The organism is Rothia uropygioeca (assembly GCF_004136585.1).
Classification (GTDB): domain Bacteria; phylum Actinomycetota; class Actinomycetes; order Actinomycetales; family Micrococcaceae; genus Rothia.
The window spans coordinates 366,852-389,079 of sequence record NZ_NOIR01000001.1; the positions used below are offsets into that span (position 1 = coordinate 366,852).

Genomic DNA, 22,228 nt, shown 5'->3' on the forward strand with positions numbered 1-22,228 from the left:
ACAAAGGCAAAGTCTCACGCGGGGGTCCGAAGGAAGGAGGTCGGGTGATGAATCAGCGACCAATCAGGGCGGGCTCATCCCAGGTGGTGCGGTCGATGAACGCGGGAACAGTGCTGTCCACGATGTGGGAAGGCGAACCCGTGACCGCCAGCGACCTGATGCAGAGCATCGGCCTGACTCGGGCTACCGTGTTGGCGCTGTGCAAGGACCTGGTCGCGGAGGGGTGGCTTCTGGAAGTCGAGAACTCCAGGGACGCAGGCGCGTACAAGAAGGGGCGCCCGTCTCTGAGATACGTCTTCAATGCCCGGAAGAAGATTGTGGTGGGAGTCGATGCTGGGCAGCATCGTCTCAAAGCGGCCGTGGCCGACCTGGCGGGAACGGCCCTGGGGACGGCGCAGATCTCGATGGGGCACGGATGGGGCACCCCTGAACAGCGTCGGTGCGCCATCGTCAGGACCGTCGACCAGGCCCTCGACGACGCCGGCCTCTCGCCCTCCGACGTGGATTCCGTAGTCTTCGGCGTCCCCGCACCGGTGGACCTCGACGGACTCTCTCCCGAAGGGCCGAACGAGTATTGGCGCACGATGAATCCTGGACTCAATCGACTGATGGATGACAGGGGATGGCTCGCCAGCGTCGAAAACGACGCCAACTTGGCGGCATTCAATGAGCTGCACCGTGATCCGGGGCTGCGAGATTCCTCTTTCGCAGCTCTGTTGGTCGGGCAGAGGTACGGCGCAGGGATCGTGCTGAACTCCCAACTCCTGCGGCAGCGGCGCGGCAATGCGGGCGAGCTGGAGATTCTGCACCTGGTGGACGGCGTCGGGACGCCGGACGGTGCTGGGCACAGTGCACAGACCCTTGCCGTGAAGGCCATCCAGCGAGCGGCGGCCGGGACCGGCCCGACCACGAGTCTGTCGATGTGGTCGGAGGAAAGCGTTCGCGCCGAGCACGTATTCGCCATGGCGGATCAGGGTGACGATGTCGCTCGAGGGATCGTCGAGAAGGTGGCGGACCAGATCGCTCGTGTGTGCGCTCTGCTCGCGGGCCCCCTCGGGCTGGACGGGGTGGTGATTTCCGGTGGCATGGCCCCGGCGCTGAGCGGCCTGACGGCGTCCATTCAGCGGTCGGTACAACGGTACCTGTATGCACCGTGGCTCACGGTCTCGGCTTCGGCCTCCGGGGCCGACGCCGTGCGCGACGGCGCCGTCTTTGCAGCCATCGAGAGTGTACAGGAGCGGGCGCTCAGGGGACTCTGACCTGTGGTCTGCGGCGGGCCCGCGGACTTATAGGACCGGTTCGGGCGAGATCGTGTCAGGCCAAGCCGCTCAAGCGGCGGTGGATCCCGTGTCGGTCGCGACCCGAGCATCCTTTTCATTGCCCGCGTCGGTCGCGACATCATCGTGGGCGAGGTTGTGACCGGTCTCGGCGTCGAAGAAATGCCCGTGACCGGTTGGGGCCAGCCAGACGCGGTCGAAGCGTTTGAGTGGGCTGCGTCCGGAGGTCCTGACGATGATGTGGGCCGGCCGTTCTGTGTTCGGTGAAACAATGGTGACAGGGGAACGGCGCGGGAGCGAGACGTGGACGTAGGCGTCGGCGCCTAGCTCCTCCACGAGTTCCACGTGGGCCTCGAAGCCCCGGGACTGTTCGACGACCTCGAGGTCCTCGGGTCTGATCCCCAAGTGAACAGTTGGGTTCGAGGTGCGTGCGCGCATGTCGTCGGGGAATTCGACGGTTGCGTTCTCGAGCCGTACGCCGCAGGGCTCGACGGTCCCCGAAAGAACGTTCATGGACGGCGAACCGATAAACCCGGCCACGAACTCATTGGCGGGATGGTCGTAGAGGTTGGCGGGAGTGTCGACCTGCTGGAGCTGGCCGTCCTTCAGAACGGCGACGCGGTCTCCCATAGTCATTGCCTCGGTCTGGTCGTGCGTTACATAGACTGTGGTGACCCCTAGGTGATCGGTTAGCTCCGAAATTTGGCTGCGCGTCTGGACGCGGAGTTTCGCGTCGAGGTTGGACAGTGGTTCGTCCATCAGGAAAATCTCGGGCGATCTGACGATCGCTCGACCCATGGCTACGCGCTGGCGTTGGCCGCCGGACAGCGCCTTGGGTTTGCGGTCCAGGTAGTCGGTGAGGTTGAGCAGGCGGGCTGCTTCCTTGATCCGCCGGTCTCGCTTGTCCTTAGGGCATTTTGCGATCTTGAGCGGGAATCCGATGTTTTCGCGGACAGTCAAGTGCGGGTAGAGCGCGTAGTTCTGGAAGACCATGGCAATGTCCCGGTCCTTCGGGTGTAGTGCGGTGGCGTCCCGGTCGCCGATCCAAATGCGGCCGTCGGTAACCTCCTCCAGGCCCGCCAGCATCCTCAGGACCGTGGACTTCCCGCATCCGGACGGACCGACGAGGACCAAGAACTCGCCGTCGCGGATCTCGAGGTCCAGGTGTGAGACTGAATCCCTGATCGCGCCCGGATACCTGCATGTGACATTTGCGAAGCTGACACTCGCCATCAGAACTCCTGACGTGGGGCGCCTCGCCCCGATGAGAATTTATTTAGGCCAAATATAAACTCTGTGGGTCGATTTGTATAGCCCACGTCACACTCGGCGTGGGGTGTGTTCAGAGAAGTAGTGTCTTCGCGTCCGAAGTCTCGGTGCAATGGCCGGAAGTGGGACCGGCGGCACAACAGATTGAGGTTGCACTTCGTCCTCAGCCGATGAGGCCCTCGAACACGGCCTCGGCGGTTCCGGCGATGGCGGCCTTCTGGCCGACGGTGTCATCCGTACGGTGTGACTTGGTGAAGACCGACATGATGACTGGCGCCCCCTGCTGTGGCCAGATGACGGCGACGTCGTTGGACTCGCCGTGGGTGCCCGACCCCGTCTTGTCGCCGGTGAGTGTTCCCTCCGGGAGGCCCGCACGGATCTGTTCGGCGCCGGTTGTCGATTCTTTCATCCACCCGACGAGTTTGTCCCGCCCGGAGGCAGTCAGTGCGTCGCCGAGGGTCAGTCGGTTCAAGGTCTCGGAGAACGCGGCAGGAGTCGTCGTGTCGAGGACACCGGAGGCCTCGTTGAGGTCGGGCTCGATCCGGTCGAGTCTGGTCGTGACATCGCCCGTGGACCGGACGAAAGCGGTCACGGCCTCGGGGCCGCCGCACTGCTCCATCAGTAGGTTCGACGCCGTGTTGTCGCTGACCGTCAGAGCGGCCGCACAGAGTTCCTCGACGGTCATTCCGTCCTCCAGATGTTGGCTGGTCACCGGCGCGTAGGCCAAGATGTCCTCCCGAGTGATGCTGACTCGCCGCTCGAGCAACGTCGGATCCTGGGAAGCGCGGTTCAGTACCGTGGCTGCCACGAGAACCTTGCTCACCGAGCAGAAGAGAAACCGCTGTTGGTCCCGGTAGCCGAAGCAGGCGCCGGTCGACGTATCGAATGCATAGACGCCGATCTCCCCGTCGAGTTCGTGCTCGAGCTCACGGATCTTGGATGCCATGTCGGGCCGTTGCCTGCTGTCCGGCGCTTCTCCCTTGCCCGGCGCCGAGGCGCCGGCGGCGGTCGCGATCAGCGCCGCAGGGACCGCGGCGGCGGCGCCCGCCAGTACGGTTCGACGACTCACGCCGCTCGAGACGGCCTTTCGGCCGATGGATCGGGTGGACTGTTCCTGGGGAAGAGAGAACGACATGGTCAACCTTTCTTGGATATTTCATGAGGCTTGAGGTTTTTCGGGGTCTGTGCTGCACACGTGCATATCGTTCAGATTTACCAGGAGGGTGGCCCATCCGCCAGGCCTGGCAGTCTCACCCGACCGAGCGCAGGGGCAACCGACGCACGACGTCCTCGTCGGGTCCGGGTGGCACGCGGTGCCCCTGAGCCCGTTCGATCTGACCCGTGTGGATCAACTCCTGCAGGTGTTCCAGACGGGCGGCAGTCGTCGAGTCCTCGGGCTGGTGGATCGAGAGGGCGAGCCTGCGGTCCTCCTGCACCACGAGCGTCAGATTGCTCAGGCGCAAGGTTCCCACCCAGGGATTGTCCACGGTCTTGATGTGATTGGCCTCGCGGACCACGTCACCGGAATCCCAGAGCCTGCGGAATTCCTCGTGGGTCCGGAGCCTGTTCAGATGCTCGGACCAATCCGGGTGCTCGGGTGACTCGCCGAATGACGCGCGCAGTTTGGCCACGAAAATCCGAAGTTGTTCAGGATCATTTCGGAACGCGTTCTGCCATGCTCGGTTCTCCAGGAGCTGATGGACGCAGGATCGATCCGCCGCCTCGTCGGCGTCGTCGATCAGAAAGCGGAAGGCGGGATTGTAGACGCGCCACCGATAGAGTTCATCGTGAACCATGGCCGGGTACGGCATTGCTTTGTTCAGCATTGCGCGGAGCCTGTCGTCGATGATGCTTGTGCCCGGGCGCTGGGCCTGCGCCGGGTAGCCGCCCAGCCTGAATAAGTGCGCGCGCTCCTCGGGTTCGAGCAACAGTGCGTCCGCTATAGCGGTCAGGACATCCACGGACGCATGGACTTCGCGTCCCTGCTCGAGCCACGTGTACCAGGTGGTGCCGACGTGGGCCAGAACCGCCACCTCCTCACGACGCAGTCCCGGCACACGCCGTCGCGGCCCGCACGGCAGGCCCACGTCCCGAGGCGTCAGCCGATCTCGACGACTGCGCAGGAATGCGCCCAACTCGTGGTTGCTCAGCTCCCCGGGGTTCGTCCTTGTCATGAGAACATTCTTGCAAGCCCGTGAACTAGGAAGAAACCCCTCATCCTGGTAGTGGCACTACCAGCATCGCCCGGCACTGCCATTTCCTCCTTGCCCGCCGCACGGTAGAGGCATGAACAAACCAATCCTCTGGCCGCTGCACCTGGCGGCCCTTCTTTCCACTTTCGTCTTTTCCTTGGGCTCGATCGCCGCTCCCCAGATGAAGGAATCGCTCGGCGCCGATGACGGTCAGAGCGCGCTCATGGTCGGCATCTTCGCCGCCGCGTTCGCCTCCGGGATCATTTACTGCGGCCGGTTGGGGGACAAATTCGGCCGGCGTCGCCTGTTCATCATTGGCATGCTGGGACTCGCCGTGTGTTCCGTCGCCGTGGCCTGCGCATGGAATCCCGGTTCTGCCATCACGGCACGGGTGGCGCAAGGATTTGCCGCCGCCGGGATGATGCCGCAAATCCTCTCGATCATCCAGGCCACCGTCTCCGGAGCGGCTCGGACTCGGGCGGTCGGGATGTACACCGCCGCTGCCGGGGTGGGCACCGTGGCCGGTCAGGTCATCGGCGGGTTCCTGGTATCCGCGGGTGGGCCTGAGCTCGGGTGGCGGTTGGCATTCGCCGTGTTCGCCGTACTCTGTGTTCTCGCCGGACTGAACGCATTCCGTTTGCCCTTCGACGGCGGAAATCCGCGACTGAGGACCGACCCGGCCGGGGCCATTCTGTTACTGACCACACTCGGCGGCTTGATCGTCGCACTCTCATTGGGTCCGAAGGCGGGGTGGTCCACCTGGTGCGTGGCCTTGATGGTCCTTGCGTTCGTGGCACTTATCGGGCTGATTGTGCAGCAGAGAGCGGCCGCCCGCGGTGGAGGACATCCTCTGTTGCCTCCGGAGGTGCTTCGTGCTCGGCCCCTCGTGATCGGCGGGGGCATGGCGATGGTGTTCTTCGGCGGGTACGGGGCATGGACGTTCAATTACGCGGTACTCACCCAATCCGGTCGGGGCGATCCCGCCTGGATGTCCGGGACGGTGCTCGTTCCGTTCTGCCTGGCCTTCCTCATGGCTTCGTTGCAGTATCACCGCATCACCGCCCGGCTGGGTGGGCCTGGCACCATGCTGCTCGGCGCGGCTCTCCAGGGGATCGGTCTGATCGGCGTGGGGTTGGTGTCCCTGGTCTCCGACACCGCCTGGGAATGGTGGTTCCAGGTTCCTGCCGTCGTCCTGGGAGTCGGTCAGGCCCTGCAATTCGGTCCCTTGGTATCCACTGTGATGGCGGAAGTCCCGGAGCGCGTCGGCGGACTGACGGGCGGATTGATTTCAACGATGCAACAGACAGGGATTGCGGCCGGTGTCGCCACGATCGGCGCGGCCTACGCATGGTTTCAGTCTCTGTTCACGTCCACCCAGGCCTTCGGCATCGTCTCCATCGTCCAGCTGGTGCTGGTGGCGGGGTTCGCAGCGGGAGCCGTCGTGCTTCGGCGCGCGAACAGGAAAGCTGTGTCCGAGGCTCCGGCGTCGGAAAGGGATGCTCCCAGGGTCGACTCAGGGAGGGTGGTACGCCCGGACACCGCATCTCCGTCAGGCTCTGCGTCACGGAGCGAGGACGTCGCAGTATCGCTGACACAGACGGGTCAATGCCCTCGCTGCCCGTGAACAGGGGCTACCGGTGGTCGGCCCGGGCCGTGACCAAGCCTGCTGTCGCCTCGGCGATGGCGCGTTCCTCGTCGGTAGGGACGACCAAAACCGTGATCGTCGAGTCCTTCGCGGAGATCACCCGGATCTCACCGGATCGGGCCTCGTTGGCTTCTTCGTCCAACGTGATGCCCAGAGCAGCGAGCTCCTCAACCACGAGTTTGCGGAATACCGCCGAATTCTCCCCGATGCCAGCGGTGAAGACAAGGCTGCGCATCCCTCCGACAGCAACGTGATAACCGCCGATGTACTTCGCCAAGCGATACGCGGCCATGTCCATGGCCAACTGCGCGTTCCGATCACCGGAGCCGGCACGTTCGGCGAGCTCGCGCATGTCATTGGTGCCGCCGATGGCCACAAGGCCCGATTCTTTGTTGAGGATTTCGTCCAAACGCTCGGCGTCGACGTCTTTGTTGCGCGTCAGGATTCCCGTGAGCACCGAGGGATCGACGTCGCCCGAGCGGGTGCCCATGACCAGGCCAGCCAACGGCGTGTACCCCATTGAGGTGTCGATCGATGTGCCGCCCCTGATGGCGGTGACCGAGGCGCCATTTCCCAAGTGTGCAATGACCGCGTTGAATTCCTCACGAGCCACTCCGAGGAATTCGGCGGCTTTGCCGGTCACGTAGTCGTGGCTGGTTCCGTGGAAGCCGTAGCGGCGGATGCCGTGCAAGCGGTAGAAAGCGTCCGGAATGGCGTAGCGCCACGCCTTTTCCGGGAGGGAACGATGGAACGCGGTGTCGAACACGACCACCTGCGGCAAACTCGGCCACTTCTTCTGGATGGCGCGCAAGCCCAGGGCCGCGGCCGGATTGTGGAGCGGTGCAAGCGGCGCGAGGCGTTCGATGGCGCGGATGATCTCGTTGTTGACGATCACCGGCGCGGAGAAGCGTTCGCCGCCGTGGACGACGCGGTGGCCCACGGCGTCGATCTCGCGACCGTTCAGCTCACGGTCCAGGCGTTCAGCCATCACGTCCAATGCCTGGGAGTGATCGCCGATCCCCCCGCCTTCGCCGATGTTCTCGATGAGGCCTTTCGTCAGAACCTCATCACCCTCCGCGCCCAGTGTCGCCCGCTCCAGGGTGATGCGTTCGTTGATGGCCGGCATAGATGAAGTGTAGGGAGCGATGTTCTCCTCAGACGTGGAGACCTCTCGCACCTGATACTTGATCGACGAAGATCCGGAATTGATGACGAGGACGAGCATTGGGTTCCCTTCGCGTCGTGACGGTGCACGCTCCAGTATCTCACCGTCACGACGCGTTTCTGGGCTTCGAGCTCCGGATCACTTCTGGGGCGTGATGAGCCTCTCGGCGGCGTCGTCCTCGGCTGCGAGTTCCGCGACCTTGAAGTGCATCTTCTTGCCGGTTGGCGTCAGCGGCAGCTCATCTACGAACCGGTAAGCGCGAGGGCGTTTGAAATCGGCCAAGCGCTGGTTGTTCCTGCACAGCGCGTCGAGCTCTTCCGCAGTGACGCCATCGCCTTCGGGGAGGATGTAGGCGACAATTCGTTGGCCCCAATGCTTGTCTGCCACGCCCACGACCACCGCGGCATTCACGCCGGGGTGCTCCTCGAGGGCTTCCTCGACCTGGACCGGGTGGATGTTCTCTCCACCCGAGATGATCATGTCGTCCTTGCGTCCGACGACGGTCACGAATCCCTGATCGTCCCACGTCGCCAAATCGCCTGGGTAGAGCCAGCCGTAGTGGAATTTTTCCTCGTCGCGGTGCGGATTGTTGAAATAGGAGAATCCGGACTTGGGGGAGCGCATGATGACCTCACCGATTTCGGTGTTGTCGGTTGCCGCCGTTTCTTCAGGGGTCGCGACTCGGTCTTCGAAGATTTTGACGACAGCGACGTCGTCGTCCGTGCTGGCCCGACCAGCGGTACCCGCATGGTCCGGCAGGTCTTCGGGGCGCAGGAAGGTATTCCAGAAGGTCTCGGTCGTCCCGTACCCGTTGAAGATCCGGGGGGTCAGGACCTCCTGGTATCTGATGGCATCCGCACGGGAGAGGGGAGCGCCCATCGTCACGATGCCTCGAAGTGTCGAAAGGTCTCGCGGGTGACGTTCCTGGGCAGCCGCGAGCATGCCGAGGGTCACCGGCGCTCCGATGAGGAAGCTGATTCCCAGTTCTTCCGTGAGATCCAGCGCCTTGTCCGCGTCGAATACGCGCATGGGGACCACCGAGCCGCCGGAGTAGAAGACAGGGTTCGGGCCACCGGAATACAAGCCACCCCGGTGGAACCAGGGTGTGGTGTTGAGCGTGCGATCGTTTGGTGACAAGGGGAAATGCATGATGACGTCGTGGGCGGACATCACGTCAACGAGCGAGGGGAGCGGCACGCCCTTGGGCATCCCCGTGGTCCCTGAGGTGTAGAGACGGGTGGCCTCTTCATACGTGGAAAAGTCTTCCGGCACGCGCGGGTTGTGGTCCGGGGCCGAATTCACAGCGTCCCAGAACTCGACGGCTCCGTCCCGTGTCTCGTCGACAAGGACCCACTCGATCGGGTTGCCTTGTGCGAGTTCGACGGCCTGGTCGGCCGTCTCACGGTATTTGTCGGTGAATACGAAAACCTTGGGGGAGCTGTCGTCGAGAATGTGCGAGGTTTCCCCTGCCGACAAACGGTAATTGATCGGCACGCTGACCGCGGCGATACGTTGCGTTGCAAGATAGAGAATTGCGAATTCGGGGCAGTTGGGAAGCTGATAAACAACGGCATCGCCGCGGCCTACCCCGGCCTCGATCAGGGCGGAGGCGGCCCGCGCGACGTCGGCGTCGAGTTCGGCGTAGGTCCACTGTCGGTTGGTTTCCGGGTCGATGATCGCTGGGTCGGATCCGTACCGTCGAACATTGCGTCGGAAGCCGGCTTCATAGGTGAAGGCGCTTTCGAAGTAGTCCTTAAAGCGTTGGGGGTTGTACACCTTCCGCATCTCCTGTGTCGAGTGATTGATGTATAGGGAAACTATAGAAATTCTACGCCTGGAGCGGCATACGCATCGTTCTGATGACGCGAATGCTTGGACAAGCCCTTGGTGCGGTGGCGATGTTCGAAATTCGTAGTGGTTCTGGTCTAACACACCCGGGTGACGGAAGCACTGCCACCCGAACGTACAAAGCCCGGGAAATCATGTGTTTCGGCTAGGCCGATAACGATGACTTCCCGGGCTGAGATGCTCAGAAATGGGCCAGATTACTTGGCTTTGGCCGGAGTACGCGTTTCTGCGCTGATGAACCAGGCCTGTTGCTCGAGTTTCTCGAGGATTCCGTGCAGAATATCGGCCGACGTGGGATCGGCCTCGTCCACGGCGTCGTGTACTTCTCGCATGGTGCCCGTGGTTGCTTCGAGGGAGCGGACGACCACGTCGATCGCATCGGTGGTCAGCACTTCTCCCTGAGGCATCTCCGGCAGAGTGGTGTCCACGGCGACAACGGCAGGCCGACCATCCGGCGTAGCGTGCAGGGCGCGCATGCGTTCGGCGACGTCGTCGGAGGCCTCGCGGGCGATGTCGACGACTTCGTCCAGATTCAGGTGCAGATCGCGGAAGTTCGGTCCGACGATGTTCCAGTGGGCCTGTTTCCCGACCATGTGCAGGGCGATCAGGTCAACGAGAACCTTCTGCAGGTCATCACGCAATTCTTTGGGGGCAACGAATCCCTTTTCCGCGTTCTCGCGGCGGGTTTTGGTGTCGCCTGCGGGCTGCGGGGCCTTAATGGTTTCAGTCATTGCTACTCCTCTGTGAGGGTCCTTGAATTCAGGACTCGAATGTGGTTCGTCTGATAGCTATGTGAAGGGGACGGGAGTTAGTTATCCGTAGCGGGCGCTCGTCCCTGAGAATCGGTCATGTCACCGACTGCGCCGTCGCCGGGTTCTCCCTGAGAACCCGATTCCTCTTGATAGGCCTTTTCTTCTTCCGGGCTCATCCCGATTTTTTCTTCCGGAGAGTCCTCTGCCTTGTTCGTGCGACTCATATTGCACCTCCTGAAGAAGGGTTGTGTCGCCGGAGCGCTCTGTGCGCCCTGGTTCCGGGTCTCATCTGTCACGCTGTTCGGCGTAACCAACACCCATCTCTTCAAACGCTACTCCCGTTCTCGACGGATGCGGAAGGGGTGTATGCCCATGGCGTATGCGGTCCGCAGGCTCGCGGGGGGGGGGCGACAACGGCGGTGGCGTTTCGGCCGGGTTGGCGACCCTCTCTGGCGTTGGGTTGCGCTCGGAACAGGTGGGTGCTCGGCTACTTGTCTTTGACGGGTATCGCCAGCCCAGTAACGAGCGTTTCGGGGGCGACGTCGGGGCCCGGCTTGGTCTCGTAAGCCTCCCAGAAAGGCATGAGTGGGGTTTTGCCGTCCGCTTCGAGCCTTTCCATGAAGGACTGCCACGATTCCGGGAGCCCGTCATAGGGGCCACGATGCCTCGCTGTGGCCAAGCGGCAGGCCGGCAACTCAGACGGAATGATCTTCACATCGCCGACGGTGACCGTTTCGCTCAAAGGTTCGTCCACTGGGAATCCGGTCTCGAACGTAGCGGTTTGGTCGGGAACGGACTCGTAGCGGGAGAATGCGGGACCGGCTGGGCTGAACAGGCCCTGTTGAACCGCCTGCCCCAAGGTTGAGAATGCCTCGTCCATGGCAGTGGGCATTTCACGCATGGGCAGTTCGCGGAACCGAACAACCACTGTTCTCATTCCAGGAAAATCGATGTATTCAGGATGCGGGACACTCATAGCGCTCGAACTCCTTCACGGTGCTTGAGTGAAGTCTAAGGTCGGACGCCCGGAACCGCTAGGACAATCAATGAACCTGATGCCCGGCAGAGAGAACAGAGGCAGAACACTGGTTGGGTGCGGGCTACTCCGACTGCGCCTGAATCGCCGTGATGGCCACAGTGTTCACGATGTCGTCGACCGTGCAGCCGCGAGAAAGGTCATTGACCGGTTTGCGAAGCCCCTGGAGGACCGGGCCGACTGCCACGGCGCCCGAGGACTGTTGAACCGCCTTGTAGGTGTTGTTGCCCGTGTTGAGATCCGGGAACACAAAAACTGTGGCCCGACCGGCAACCTGAGAGCCCGGGAGCTTCGACTCCGCAACTGAAGCATTGGTTGCGGCGTCATACTGGATCGGTCCCTCGACCTCGAAATCCGGGTGTGTTGAGCGCACCAACTCGGTTGCTTCACGAACGCGGTCGACGTCCTCGCCCGAGCCGGACCCTCCGGTTGAATAGGAAAGCATGGCAACCCGTGGTTCGACGCCGAACTGCCTTGCGGTCCGCGCGCTCGCCTTGGCGATGTCGGCGAGCTGCTCGGCATTGGGATTGGGGTTCACCGCGCAGTCCCCGTACACCAGCGCGCGATCCTCGAGGAGCATGAAGAACACCGAGGAAACGATGTTGACTCCCTTTTTGGTTTTCACGAATTCCAGGGCCGGGCGGATGGTATTGGCCGTGGTGTGCGCAGCGCCCGAAACCATCCCGTCCACATGACCGAGTTGAACCATCATGGTTCCGAAGTAAGAACCGTCCAGCATGCGTTCCTTGGCCTGCTCGAGTTCTACGCCCTTGTGCGCCCGGAGCCTGGCGTATTCGGCGGCGTATTCCTCCCGCAACGGGGAATCGGTGGGGTCAATCAATCTGACTTCGCCCCGGCTGGGGGATCCGCTGGAGGCGAAACTGAGATCGATGCCTTCGGCCTGGGCCAGTTCGCGCACCGTCGACTCGCTTCCCAGAATGGTCAGATCGCAGAAGTCGCGCCGGACAATGATCTCGGCAGCACGCAGGATTCGGACGTCTTCCCCCTCGGTCAGAACGATGCGGCGCCGATTCGAGCGGGCCGTTTCGATCAGTTCGTGCAGGAAGCGCAATGGGGTCATGGTGGCGGGGCGAGGTAGGTCAAGGCGCCCGAGCAGTTCCTTCTCATCCACGGACTTCGACCATTCGCCCATGGCCGCTGCGATCTTTCGGGGTGCACCTGCCCGCAATTGGCCGTGAACCGCTCCCACGGCCTGTGCCGCGGAGAAAGTATCCACCGAGGTACGCAGGATCGGAAAGGGAGCAGCCTTGATCAACGCTTGGGTCGCGGTATTGATATGCAGATCCCCCGAGAGGAGCACACCCGAAGGAACCGGGAACGTCGGGGAGAGCGCAGAGGCCAAAGTCGCCATCACGACGTCGGAGCGGTCCGACGGCGTGATGACGAAGTCTCCGTCCGCCATCTGTTCGAGGAAATTGCCGACCGTCATCGCCGCGACTTTGACCGCTTGGATGTCGCGATCCAGGGATGCCCCGACCCCCTCGGCTTCGAGGTCGAGTTCGTTGACAACCTCGTCGACCGTGGGGTGCGAAATTGCTGGAGTCTCCGGAACAACGTAAACGTGGCCCCCGCGGCGCCCCGCGGGAACATGGGCCTCGACCTCGGAGGCCATCTCCGGATCAACCCTGTTGACAATGATGCCCAGCAGATCCGTTTTGGCCGCGTGCAGCTCGGCGCGTGTAACTTCCACGGAGTTGACGATGTCTTCGACGCTGTCTGCTTCGGCCCCGGAGATCACTGCCAGGACGGAGCAACCCATGTTGTTGGCGAGTCTGGCATTCATGTCGAATTCTGCGGTTGCCGCATTGTGAGCCAGCAGATCGGTGCCGTCCACAATGACGACGTCGAATTGTTGACTCATCTCCGAGTAGATTGACAAGGACGTGTTGACCAGCTCGTTGAGATCTCCGGCGGCGAGAAGCTCGCGGCATCGCGCCAGCGAAACGCCGCCGCGTGCCGAAGAACCGTCGAGATCGAAGGTCTGGCGCATGAGCCTGATCCGAGGGTCGGTCTCGACCGAGTCGGTCTCGAAGACCGGCCGGAAATAGCCGACAGAGTCCGCCCTGCGAATCAAGGAATCGGTCAGGCCCAAGGCGATCAGAGTCTTACCCGCCCGCGGGGTCATTGCATCGAGAAAAATTCCGGTGGTCATGATTCATCCTTCGCTGGAGGGCTCGCCTGCTCGGCGCGCTGACGATATCGATTTTAGGCGCGGCGTCGTCACGGCGGTACGTGGTACGTCTCATGTGGAAGATTCAACGGTTGGCGGAATTCTCTAGGCCATTGAGCATGGTCGGTGGCATTCTGGAACCATGTTGTTCGCATTCTCAGTTGCCCCGTCCGGCGGCGAGTCCCCCGACGCTTCGGTCCATGAAGCCGTTGCGGCGGCAGTCCGCATCGTCCGCGAATCCGGTTTGCCCCACCGCACCGATTCGATGTTCACCACCATCGAAGGCGACTGGGACGAATGCATGGACGTCATCAAACGCGCGACCGAAGCCGTCGGCGAGTATGGAACGCGCGTGTCCCTCGTGCTCAAGGCGGATATTCGACCAGGGTACGAAGGCGAATTGACGGGCAAGCTCGAAAGGCTCGAGCAAGCAATCGAAGGAAATGAATGACCTTCGTCTGTGACGGAAAATATGTCATTTCTCCCGCTGGCGTCGAAGATGCTTCGACCTACACGCAGGTGCACCTGAGTGCTCTGGAAAAGTCGTACCGGGAAATCATCGGGCCCGACTTCGGGCCTAGGATGCGTGCTCAGGCTGGTGAGATCGCTTCCGAGGACCTTGAGTATCTTTCACAGCCGGGTGCCCGGGCTTTCATCGCCTGGGCGAACCCCCAATTCGGTGAGAGCAATGATTACGGTTGCTGTTCCGTGGGTGCGGACCCGGACATGTGGTTTCGACCCGTCGGCATAGCCTTGGCCACCGACGCGGGTCCGCTCGAGGACTGGGAACGCGAGATCGGCGCCCACCGGCTCGAAGCCCCAGCGGGCCAGCGGCTGCGCAAACTCATTAACCTGTACATCCTTCCCGAGGCCCAGAACGACGGTCTAGGAAAAGAATTGCTGCAGGAGGTTTTGCCCTCGGAGGACCCGGCGTTGCTGTGGCTCATCAACGGCAACGAGGCCGCTGCCCGTTTCTATCGTCGTCACGGGTTCCAGGAGCTGGGCGAGGCTTTCGAAACAGAGGGGTCGTGGGCGCCGTCGACGACGGGCCGCATGGTCCGGGGAATGGCTTAGGCCGGACAGCATTGCGGGACAAAGACATCCGTGAGGGCTGTCTTTGGGCAGGTCTGACGACGATCATGCGCACCTTTGGACGAGCGCTCACCCCCAGGTTTGGCGCTCTAGCCCGCTCAGGAGCAGATCCAGCCCTGCGATGAATTGGGAACGGTCGTCCATCTTGCCGAATTCCCCGAGAATCGCGTGAACAAACGGGAACTCTTCGGGATCCGAGGCTTCCCATTCGCGGATTTGGTCGATGAAGCCTTCTTCCCTGCTCTCCAAGTCAGCTATTTCCTTAGCCCCCTCGGCGATCTCTGCGCCCATGCCAGAGGCGTAATTGATCACGGCCAGAGAGGCGTGAAATTGCTGGGAACGGGACAGCTCCATGCGCAAGAGTTGTTGCCCTACCGTTTCCCAGTACATGAAGGAATTGTGCTCATCGGGTCCTGCCTTGATGAGCTGAGCGGCGAGCCACGGGTGTCCAAGCATCTGTGCGAAGAGGCACAGGATTAGACGACGAAGCCTCATGAGGGCGTCGACGGTTTGTTCGCTCGTACGAGGGTCAGGCGCTGGAGTCGAGAAATCCGCAAAGCCGGCGGGCGTGGGGGTCCCGGAGGAATCCAGGATCTCATTTTCCCGCAGGGCTCTGCCGAGCAACTCGTCAGCCGCTAACGCCATGAGCTCTTCCTTGCCGCTCGCGTACCAGTACAGGCTGGCGACCCCACTGTTCAGGTCGGCCGCCAGGCCGCGGAGGGTCAGCTTTTCGGCGCCCTCACGATCAAGGGTTGCGATGGCTGTTTCAAGGATCGAGTCGAGAGAAAGAGAAGCTCGTTGACGGGCCGTCCCCCGGCCGTTGCCGGATCGTGATCTCTGATTCGCCACCCGGTCGTTCTTGCGTGCCTGGCGCTGAGCATTGCGCCGCGCATTGAGGCGTACTTCGCGCTGCTGCGCCCGCTCTGCGGCGGTGAGGCTCTGCCTGTTCGGCCCGGGTCTGGACGATGTCATACCCAAAAATCTACGCAGGCTCTTGCGCGGAATCAAACAACGTTCTATTCTCGAACACGGTTCGACTTATCGAACGGTGTTCTATTCATCGAACACAGTTCGATCCGATAGAAAGGTTTCCCTATGTCTGCCCAAGAAATTTCGACGATGGAGGCTCCACCACAAGCCTCCAACAAGCCTCAGAGCTTGCGCGCGGCGTGGCCCGCACTCCTCGGCCTTTGTCTGGCGATGCTCGTGGAGATGGTCGACAACTCGATCCTCAACGTCGCCTTGCCTACGGTTGGGCGAGACCTTCACGCGAGTCCGACGGACCTTCAGTGGATCGTCGGAGCCTACTCCCTCACTTTCGGAGGGCTGCTCATGGTGGGCGGCACCCTCGGTGACAAGCTCGGGCGGCGTCGCACCTTGTTGACCGGGCTCGCGCTCTTCGGTCTGGCAGGTCTGGCGGTCCTGCTCGTGCAGACCCCGGCAGAGCTGATCGCCGTCCGTGCCCTGTCCGGGGCGTTCGCCGCACTCATGGCCCCGCTGACCATGTCCTTGGTTTTCCGCCTCTTCGACCGAGAAGATCTGCGGACCAAGGCGATCGGTGTGATCATGGTCGTGTCCATGATCGGCTTCGCGATTGGGCCGACACTGGCCGGACTCGCCGTGGAAAGCTGGCCGTGGCAGTCGCTCCTCGTCCTCAACGCCCCGATGGCCCTGATCGCGTGGCTGGGGGTTCGACTCGGTGTTGAGAGGGACAAGCTGGAGGACCGTCGAGTCGGCGGAACCGACGTTCCCGGAGCGCTGTTCTCCGTCGGAGCTCTCGGTTTGATCCTCTATTCGTTCACCGCAGGAACCGAATACGGTTGGTCCTCTCCGAAGACTCTGGGCATCCTGGTTGCAGGGATCGTGTGTCTGGTGGCTTTCATCTGGCGAGAGAAAACGGCCAAAGATCCGATGCTCGACCTGACCTTGCTATCGATTCCGACGGTTCGCGGATCGGCCATCATCCAGACCGCCGTGATGATTGCGATGGTCGGTGTGATGTTCGGTTCGACCCAGCTGTATCAATTCGCATGGGGTTGGTCCGCTTTCAAGGCCGGGTTGGCGAACCTGCCGTTCGTCGCCGGAATGCTGCTGGCCGGGCCTTTCGTCGACAGAATGGTGGTCAAACTCGGCCACCGCAGAACCTCAATGATCGGCTCGGTGCTGGTTCTGGGGAGTCTGCTGTTGTGGGTGTATGCGGTTTCCCACAGTTATGTCTGGTGCGCGATCGGGATGCTCGTCATGACCATGGGTATGCGAACCATCATGACGACGGGCGCGGTCGCCCTCTTGGGTGCCCTTCCTGAAACCCACACCTCAATCGGTTCCGCGATGAACGACACCGCTCAAGAACTCGGTAACGCCGTGGGCGTGGCGGTCGTCGGAACGGTCATGGCGACTGTCGTCGGGAAGACTCTGCCGCACGGCGCGTGGGATGCCGCGACCGTCAACGGATTCGTGCACTCCCAGCAGATCTCCTTCTGGATTCTGGCGGGCATTGTGCTCGTCATGTCCTTCATTGGGGTGCGTACCCTGACGGATTCCAAGGAGACGGAAGAGCACTGAATGCTAGGAGCAACACTGATGACCAAGAACTTGTCAATTCCGCGGCCGTACCTTCGAAGAAGTGGTCAGAGGATGATAACGCCCGTAGTTAGAGCCTGATCAGACGATCTGCTGTCTCACCGGCTGATCCATCCGAGGGCAGGGAGAATCACTTCGTCGACGATATCGGTCACTTCGGCGGACGTAACGGGTCCCGTGGTGAGGTGACTGGCGAGCACGATTGCAGGCCCGGCGCTGATTCGTGCAGGGGTCACCGCGCTGGCATCAATCTGCCCGTCGGCGGCTGCGCGTGTGAGTGCTTCGGAGACAAGCCGCTGACGTGGATTGACCAAAAGGACGGTGATCTGGTTCCAGAGCTCGGGCCGACGGTCGCGCTCGAGCAGTAGTGGTGTTAGTGCTCGACCAAGAGGGGTGGTGAGTCCAGTCGCCAGATCCCCCAGGAAAGTAATTAGCTCTGAGCGGAGATTGCCGACAGCGTCAAGGCGGGTACCGCTAGGATGTTCGCTTCGCCTTGCTTGGTCTTCGGCGCGGGTCAGCGCTGCCATGACAAGTTGCTCAGGGCTGGTCCACCGCCGATACAGGGAGGCTTTGCCTGCTCCCGCACGGGCCGCAATGCGGTCGAACGTCAGGCCTGCCATGCCGTGTTCGGCGAGTTCGGCCAGTGTGGCCTCGAAGACTGCGTGTTCGAGCTCGCTGCCTCGTCGGCGGGCACGTGCGCTCACTATCGCACGCTCCAAGGAACGGTGGTGCGGAGAGTTGCCGCTACCTGGTATTGGTCGTAACTACGCCACAGCGGCAGGATGACGTGTGGCTCAGGGGTTGATTTCCAGACACAGGATTTGTTCGGCATGTTAGTAAGCAATGCGACCTCGCCCTTTGCTGATATGTAGGTACCTTTCAGGCTCGTTCGTGTTTCCTCGATGGCGATCAAGAACTCGCTCCCGGAGAACATGATCTGGGCTACGCTCACGTGTCGATGCCTTTGTGTCCATAATATTGCAGCCGTACTCTTCCGAGATCCGTTAGCTGATTGCGGATTGGGGCTGGGCGCTGGAGGTGTGACTCCAGTCAAATGCTTCCGCCGAGCGCAAGTTAACCGGAATGTTTCCGATCACCATCCCATGCGCTCGCAGGGCGGACCTGCTGCGTTCCCGCAGTGAGGAGTTTTATTGTACTGTTCAGTTCGTCTCTACGGCCACGCCGGCGATCCACACAGCTGCAGGATGACGCAGGATCCGGGGCTCAATGGTGGGGTCGCTGTCGACGAGGACGAGGTCGGCTCGTTTGGCAATGTCGATCCTGCCCCGATCGGATAGCCCGAACGCGTCCGCAGCTGCACTCGTCGCAGCGGTGAGTGCCTCGGATGGAGTCAGCCCGCATTTTTGCAGATAAGCGATCTCGTCGTGGAGGGAAGGACCATGCTCTACAGGGGCGATCGGCGTTTCATTCGCGTCCGTTCCAGCGACGATCGGAACTCCAGCCGCATGCATTGCGTGAACGCTGTCGACGGAATGTTGAAATGCTTCATCGGCTCGGTCGCCGAGTTGAACCTGTGCCATGGCGCGCATCATGACCAGTGTCGGGGATGAGATCGTCCCCTGCCTCAGCATCTGCTTCAGCGTCGTGTCCGCCAGGTCTCGGTCGAGCGGCGCGTGGGTAAGGATGTCGACGCCGGCATCAAGGCCGCGGTCGAATGCGGAAGCCGTCACAACGTGTGCCACGGTCATCAGACCCCGCTTATGTGCTCCTTGGACCAAGGCGGCGAGGGTTGCGTTGTCTAGAGCGGGCACGTCGGTCGCGTCGGGGTCTTCAATGATGATCTTGATGAGGTCGGATCCATTTTGAACGCGCCAGTCGAGGTATCGATCCGCATCCGTCGCACCGGTGACTCCGCTCGCGGAGGGAAAACCCATACGTGTGATTTGGGTACTGCCTGGCGCAGAGGCCGCGGAGCCGGCGCTGACGATCGCGGGGGCGCCTATGGTCTCCCGTTGCTCGATTATCAGTGAGTCAGGGTGGGTGCCGAGGTCGACCAGTGTGGTGACACCGGCCCGCGCAGCGTTCTGCAAGGCGTTGCTTGAGCCAAGGTGCACATGAGTGTCGATGAGGCCAGGCAAGAGGAACTTCCCAGTCCCGTCGACGTCTCCGTCTGTCATCGCATTGTCTGACGCAGGGCGAATTGAGGTGATAGCCGCATCGAAGACCACATCAACTGGATGGTTGCTGTTTTCGCTGGCGGCGAAGGCAAGGCGCACATTTCGAATTCTTGTTGTCATGAGAAATAGTGTACAATTTTGTTCACTAAAGTCAATTAATGTCTGAGTCTTGCCGGGCAAGAAGGATGGTCAGTATGCCGGACAAAACCGAGCTCATAGATGTCCACGCGCATTTCCTCACGGAGGACTACGTTGCCGCAGCGCAGGACGCCGGGCATGTGTATCCGGACGGGATGCCTGGCTGGCCATCATGGACCATTGACCAACAGCTTGCGGATATGAATCGTCGAAGGATTCGCAAAGCAGTGCTTTCGATCTCGTCACCCGGAGTGCACTTCGGTGACGACGACGATGCGGCTTCGCTAGCTCAATCCGTGAATGACGCTGCCGCGCGTCACGTCCGGCACTATCCTGACCGCTTCAGGTTCTTCGCATCAGTCCCTGTTCCCAATATGGATGCGGCCATTCGCGAGACGCGCCGCTCACTCGACAATCTCGGGGCCGTCGGTGTAGCGCTTGAATCGAACGCTCACGGTCAATATCTCGGACACCCTGCAATGGAGCCGTTGTGGGCAGAGCTTGACGCTCGGAAGGCCGCAGTGTTTGTGCATCCGACCTCTCCTGTCGGCTGGGAGCAGTCAGCGTTGGGCAGACCGCGGCCGATGCTCGAGTTCATGTTCGACAACACTCGCAGTATCGTCGATTTGGTCTTCTCCGGGGTCTTGGACCGCTATCCGGACATGAAGGTGATCGTCCCGCACGCTGGAGCCGTGTTGCCTGCTCTTTCAGACCGTATCGCGCTTTTCCAGCGGATGTTAGGCACCGGGACTACCGCATGGCAGGATGCCATGAACAGGTTTTGGTTTGATATGGCGGGCACGCCATTCCCAACTGCCGTGCCGGTCCTCGAAAAGGTGGCCGGTTCCGATCACATTCTTTACGGCAGTGATTCTTGCTGGACGCCCGCGGCTGGTGTGGACGCACAGCTGGAGAGTATTGACGCGGCCGACGCCCCCCGCGGGGTCTCGTCATGGCGAAAGCTGGCTACCGCGAATGCGGAGCGTCTATTCGGTTCACGACTGTAAACCTATTAGGGTTGCAGGCGCCGGTGTGAGTGTTTTTCGAGCATGCGGCCTGCCTCCTCCCGGCGGACTGGGGTAGTCTCCCCACCCACTGGAGGAGGCCGTGACCTGTGACAAACTCACAGGGGTTGGCCGCTGCCGAGGATCCTCACTCGGCCCTTCAACAGCACTGGTAGCGACCACGGAGTCGCGGCCCCCGGTCAATCGCTGTCTTTTGCCGGGTTCGTTGCTCAGGGCAGGGGCAAAAGGGCTCGGAAAGGAACCTTCCAGCGGCTAAGGCCTGTCTTCCGAGTAACAAGCAGTGTGACGCCGGAGTGTTGGGTCAGGGGCTCTGGCTGTATGGGTAAGAGGCCCCGCGGGGCGTACCTGGGCGCGCCAGGTCGCCGCGGGGCATCGTCGCAGAGTTCTTAGACCAGTGGACTGACCGGCTCTTTGATTCCCAAAAGCGCACGACCGTAAATTTCCGTGGCGATGCCCGGTCCAATGATCGCGTGGCGGGATGCCGTGTTCAGGTCACGCCACGTGCGCTGGAGCGGGTTGGCGGTCGCGAAGCTGCCAGCGCCTTGGATTGACAGTAGCTTGTCCATAGCTTCACGTGTCTTTTCAGCAGCATAGCCGGTATCCATGCGCACGCGGGAGCGCTCGAGCATGGACGGTTGAGTGCCCGCTCTCGCATGCTCGTCCAAATTATTAGCGGAGCGCTGGATGTGGAGCTCAGCTGTGTCGATCAGACTTGCCGCTTCGGCGATGCCAATCTGCGTGGAACCTGCATCCACCGCATGGTCGAAGAAAGTGTAGGAAATGCCCTTGCCCTTGGCCATGGAGGCGAGGACCAGATTCAGGCCTTGGCGGGCTGCGCCGACAAGTGGACCGGCCAGAACTAGCGCAAGCACCGAGGCGAAAGAAGTGCGGTACAAGGCCTCGTCTTTGTACTCCGTAGCCGTTTCGCCTTTCAGTGCCTCACTTACCGAGAGTACTCGATGGTCCGGGACGAATACATCCTCCGCGATCAGGGTGTTGCTGCCTGTTCCGGACATTCCTGCCACGAACCAAGTATCCTTATAGCCCAACTCGCCTATCGGAACGATAGCGACCCCCTGGTCGACCTGCGCGCCCGTTTCATCGACCATTGGTATACCGAGAAGCGTCCAATCCGCGTGCTGACTACCCGAGGCGAAGCCCCAGTTGCCGTTGATGACGTAACCGCCGTCTACACGCTTGCTGGTGCCGTTGGGCGCAAGTACGCCGCACACCTTGGCATCGGGGTTCTCTCCCCAGATCTCGTCCTGCGCTTGCTGCGAATACCGTCCCCCTACCCAGCAACAAACATTGATCAAAGTGGTGACCCAAGCGGTGGAAGTATCCGCCTCTGCGATCAACGCATTGATGTCTACGAAGTTGCGAATGGACAGTTCGAGCCCGCCGTAGCGTCTAGGGATCGTGAGCTTGAATGCTTCGGCTTCATCCAGAGCGTCAATTACTGGCTGAGCAATGCGGCGGTTCTCCTCACTCTCCCGGGCGTGCTTGCTGATCACACCCTGGATGTCTATGACGCGTTTCTTGAGCTCTTCGACACCGGCCAAGTTCGTGGTGTCGGGTGTCCGGGTTGTGGTCGTCATTGCGATCGCTTCCTCTCATCATCGAGACCGCGTCCAGTGATCTGGAACACGTTTTCATTCAGTGTGGCAACCGGGATCACAGCTGTCTTGTGCTCTCGGCACAGACTTTCCTCCTCCTTTGTGCTCCTGGTTTTCCAGAATGAGCTTTGGGCGAGCCGCACGAGAAAAGTGGGATTTTTGGGCCCGCAGCCCTGGGGTGGAGGGTTGGGCCGGCGTTGAATGGTAACCAGCAATACCCCGAAGGAATCTGCGCTGGGCGAAGGGCCCGGCGTCTCAGGC

The 22,228-nt window shown here is 61.7% G+C and carries 19 protein-coding genes; 6 read left to right on the forward strand and 13 right to left on the reverse strand.

All coding sequences use genetic code 11. The features are described from left to right. Positions 1-47 precede the first annotated feature (47 nt). Positions 48-1,259 (forward strand): ROK family transcriptional regulator, encoded by a 1,212-nt coding sequence (locus EWR20_RS01610; protein ID WP_129358465.1) that lies wholly within the window; start codon positions 48-50, stop codon positions 1,257-1,259. A 69-nt stretch (positions 1,260-1,328) separates the two neighbouring features. Here EWR20_RS01610 and EWR20_RS01615 read toward each other — a convergent pair whose 3' ends face one another. The 3 genes from EWR20_RS01615 to EWR20_RS01625 form a co-directional block, all read right to left on the reverse strand. After that, positions 1,329-2,510, reverse strand: a complete 1,182-nt coding sequence (locus tag EWR20_RS01615) for an ABC transporter ATP-binding protein (RefSeq protein WP_129358466.1) — start codon at positions 2,508-2,510, stop codon at positions 1,329-1,331. A gap of 199 nt (positions 2,511-2,709) precedes the next feature. Next, complete coding sequence (bla, locus tag EWR20_RS01620) at positions 2,710-3,681, reverse strand: class A beta-lactamase (protein WP_129358467.1); 972 nt, start codon at positions 3,679-3,681, stop codon at positions 2,710-2,712. A gap of 115 nt (positions 3,682-3,796) precedes the next feature. Beyond that, entirely contained in the window at positions 3,797-4,720 is a 924-nt protein-coding gene (locus EWR20_RS01625; RefSeq protein WP_129358468.1) for a helix-turn-helix transcriptional regulator, read from the reverse strand. Positions 4,721-4,832: 112 nt separating this feature from the next. Here EWR20_RS01625 and EWR20_RS01630 point away from each other — a divergent pair, with 112 nt between their 5' ends. Then, a complete protein-coding gene (locus EWR20_RS01630) occupies positions 4,833-6,362 on the forward strand; it encodes an MFS transporter (RefSeq protein ID WP_129358469.1) in 1,530 nt (509 codons plus the stop codon). Positions 6,363-6,369: 7 nt separating this feature from the next. Here the strand turns inward: EWR20_RS01630 and EWR20_RS01635 are convergent, their stop codons facing one another. The 6 genes from EWR20_RS01635 to pta form a co-directional block, all read right to left on the reverse strand. Beyond that, positions 6,370-7,608: an acetate/propionate family kinase gene (locus EWR20_RS01635; protein WP_129358470.1), complete on the reverse strand. Its 1,239-nt coding sequence runs from the start codon at positions 7,606-7,608 to the stop codon at positions 6,370-6,372. Between the two features lie 78 nt (positions 7,609-7,686). Then, the gene (locus EWR20_RS01640) at positions 7,687-9,333 is read right to left on the reverse strand and encodes a class I adenylate-forming enzyme family protein (protein ID WP_129358471.1); all 1,647 of its coding nucleotides are present in this window, start codon (positions 9,331-9,333) and stop codon (positions 7,687-7,689) included. Between the two features lie 260 nt (positions 9,334-9,593). Continuing rightward, positions 9,594-10,127, reverse strand: a complete 534-nt coding sequence (locus EWR20_RS01645) for a Dps family protein (RefSeq protein ID WP_129358472.1) — start codon at positions 10,125-10,127, stop codon at positions 9,594-9,596. A gap of 77 nt (positions 10,128-10,204) precedes the next feature. Beyond that, positions 10,205-10,372: a hypothetical protein gene (locus tag EWR20_RS12635; RefSeq protein ID WP_165000924.1), complete on the reverse strand. Its 168-nt coding sequence runs from the start codon at positions 10,370-10,372 to the stop codon at positions 10,205-10,207. Positions 10,373-10,635: 263 nt separating this feature from the next. Further along, the gene (locus tag EWR20_RS01650) at positions 10,636-11,124 is read right to left on the reverse strand and encodes a GyrI-like domain-containing protein (protein WP_129358473.1); all 489 of its coding nucleotides are present in this window, start codon (positions 11,122-11,124) and stop codon (positions 10,636-10,638) included. Between the two features lie 124 nt (positions 11,125-11,248). Then, positions 11,249-13,357: a phosphate acetyltransferase gene (gene pta / locus EWR20_RS01655; protein ID WP_129358474.1), complete on the reverse strand. Its 2,109-nt coding sequence runs from the start codon at positions 13,355-13,357 to the stop codon at positions 11,249-11,251. Between the two features lie 160 nt (positions 13,358-13,517). On the opposite strand from pta, the gene EWR20_RS01660 reads away from it, so the two are divergent. Continuing rightward, on the forward strand, positions 13,518-13,826 hold the full coding sequence (locus tag EWR20_RS01660) for a thiamine-binding protein (protein ID WP_129358475.1): 309 nt from the start codon (positions 13,518-13,520) through the stop codon (positions 13,824-13,826). Next, on the forward strand, positions 13,823-14,449 hold the full coding sequence (locus EWR20_RS01665) for a GNAT family N-acetyltransferase (protein ID WP_129358476.1): 627 nt from the start codon (positions 13,823-13,825) through the stop codon (positions 14,447-14,449). Before EWR20_RS01660 ends, EWR20_RS01665 begins: the two co-directional genes overlap by 4 nt. An 87-nt stretch (positions 14,450-14,536) precedes the next feature. Here EWR20_RS01665 and EWR20_RS01670 read toward each other — a convergent pair whose 3' ends face one another. Next, complete coding sequence (locus EWR20_RS01670; RefSeq protein WP_129358477.1) at positions 14,537-15,439, reverse strand: TetR/AcrR family transcriptional regulator; 903 nt, start codon at positions 15,437-15,439, stop codon at positions 14,537-14,539. Positions 15,440-15,562: 123 nt separating this feature from the next. On the opposite strand from EWR20_RS01670, the gene EWR20_RS01675 reads away from it, so the two are divergent. Continuing rightward, a complete protein-coding gene (locus tag EWR20_RS01675) occupies positions 15,563-17,032 on the forward strand; it encodes an MFS transporter (protein ID WP_238147513.1) in 1,470 nt (489 codons plus the stop codon). Positions 17,033-17,148: 116 nt separating this feature from the next. On the opposite strand, the gene EWR20_RS01680 is transcribed toward EWR20_RS01675, so the two are convergent. Both EWR20_RS01680 and EWR20_RS01685 read right to left on the reverse strand, forming a co-directional pair. Further along, positions 17,149-17,754, reverse strand: a complete 606-nt coding sequence (locus EWR20_RS01680) for a TetR/AcrR family transcriptional regulator (protein ID WP_202864765.1) — start codon at positions 17,752-17,754, stop codon at positions 17,149-17,151. Between the two features lie 456 nt (positions 17,755-18,210). Continuing rightward, positions 18,211-19,308, reverse strand: coding sequence for an amidohydrolase family protein (locus tag EWR20_RS01685; RefSeq protein WP_129358479.1), 1,098 nt, complete (start codon positions 19,306-19,308; stop codon positions 18,211-18,213). Between the two features lie 74 nt (positions 19,309-19,382). Here EWR20_RS01685 and EWR20_RS01690 point away from each other — a divergent pair, with 74 nt between their 5' ends. After that, positions 19,383-20,333 carry an amidohydrolase family protein gene (locus EWR20_RS01690; protein ID WP_129358480.1) on the forward strand — a complete coding sequence of 317 codons (951 nt, stop codon included), beginning with the start codon at positions 19,383-19,385 and terminating at the stop codon, positions 20,331-20,333. A gap of 404 nt (positions 20,334-20,737) precedes the next feature. Here the strand turns inward: EWR20_RS01690 and EWR20_RS01695 are convergent, their stop codons facing one another. Next, positions 20,738-21,949, reverse strand: coding sequence for an acyl-CoA dehydrogenase family protein (locus EWR20_RS01695; protein WP_129358481.1), 1,212 nt, complete (start codon positions 21,947-21,949; stop codon positions 20,738-20,740). Positions 21,950-22,228: the final 279 nt, after the last annotated feature.

Coding starts and splice junctions, on each gene's coding strand:
- EWR20_RS01610 (WP_129358465.1), top strand. CDS start 48: ATGAATCAGCGACCAATCAGGGCGGGCTCATCCCAGGTGGTGCGGTCG.
- EWR20_RS01615 (WP_129358466.1), bottom strand. CDS start 2,510: ATGGCGAGTGTCAGCTTCGCAAATGTCACATGCAGGTATCCGGGCGCG.
- bla (WP_129358467.1), bottom strand. CDS start 3,681: ATGTCGTTCTCTCTTCCCCAGGAACAGTCCACCCGATCCATCGGCCGA.
- EWR20_RS01625 (WP_129358468.1), bottom strand. CDS start 4,720: ATGACAAGGACGAACCCCGGGGAGCTGAGCAACCACGAGTTGGGCGCA.
- EWR20_RS01630 (WP_129358469.1), top strand. CDS start 4,833: ATGAACAAACCAATCCTCTGGCCGCTGCACCTGGCGGCCCTTCTTTCC.
- EWR20_RS01635 (WP_129358470.1), bottom strand. CDS start 7,608: ATGCTCGTCCTCGTCATCAATTCCGGATCTTCGTCGATCAAGTATCAG.
- EWR20_RS01640 (WP_129358471.1), bottom strand. CDS start 9,333: ATGCGGAAGGTGTACAACCCCCAACGCTTTAAGGACTACTTCGAAAGC.
- EWR20_RS01645 (WP_129358472.1), bottom strand. CDS start 10,127: ATGACTGAAACCATTAAGGCCCCGCAGCCCGCAGGCGACACCAAAACC.
- EWR20_RS12635 (WP_165000924.1), bottom strand. CDS start 10,372: ATGAGTCGCACGAACAAGGCAGAGGACTCTCCGGAAGAAAAAATCGGG.
- EWR20_RS01650 (WP_129358473.1), bottom strand. CDS start 11,124: ATGAGTGTCCCGCATCCTGAATACATCGATTTTCCTGGAATGAGAACA.
- pta (WP_129358474.1), bottom strand. CDS start 13,357: ATGACCACCGGAATTTTTCTCGATGCAATGACCCCGCGGGCGGGTAAG.
- EWR20_RS01660 (WP_129358475.1), top strand. CDS start 13,518: ATGTTGTTCGCATTCTCAGTTGCCCCGTCCGGCGGCGAGTCCCCCGAC.
- EWR20_RS01665 (WP_129358476.1), top strand. CDS start 13,823: ATGACCTTCGTCTGTGACGGAAAATATGTCATTTCTCCCGCTGGCGTC.
- EWR20_RS01670 (WP_129358477.1), bottom strand. CDS start 15,439: ATGACATCGTCCAGACCCGGGCCGAACAGGCAGAGCCTCACCGCCGCA.
- EWR20_RS01675 (WP_238147513.1), top strand. CDS start 15,563: ATGTCTGCCCAAGAAATTTCGACGATGGAGGCTCCACCACAAGCCTCC.
- EWR20_RS01685 (WP_129358479.1), bottom strand. CDS start 19,308: ATGACAACAAGAATTCGAAATGTGCGCCTTGCCTTCGCCGCCAGCGAA.
- EWR20_RS01690 (WP_129358480.1), top strand. CDS start 19,383: ATGCCGGACAAAACCGAGCTCATAGATGTCCACGCGCATTTCCTCACG.
- EWR20_RS01695 (WP_129358481.1), bottom strand. CDS start 21,949: ATGACGACCACAACCCGGACACCCGACACCACGAACTTGGCCGGTGTC.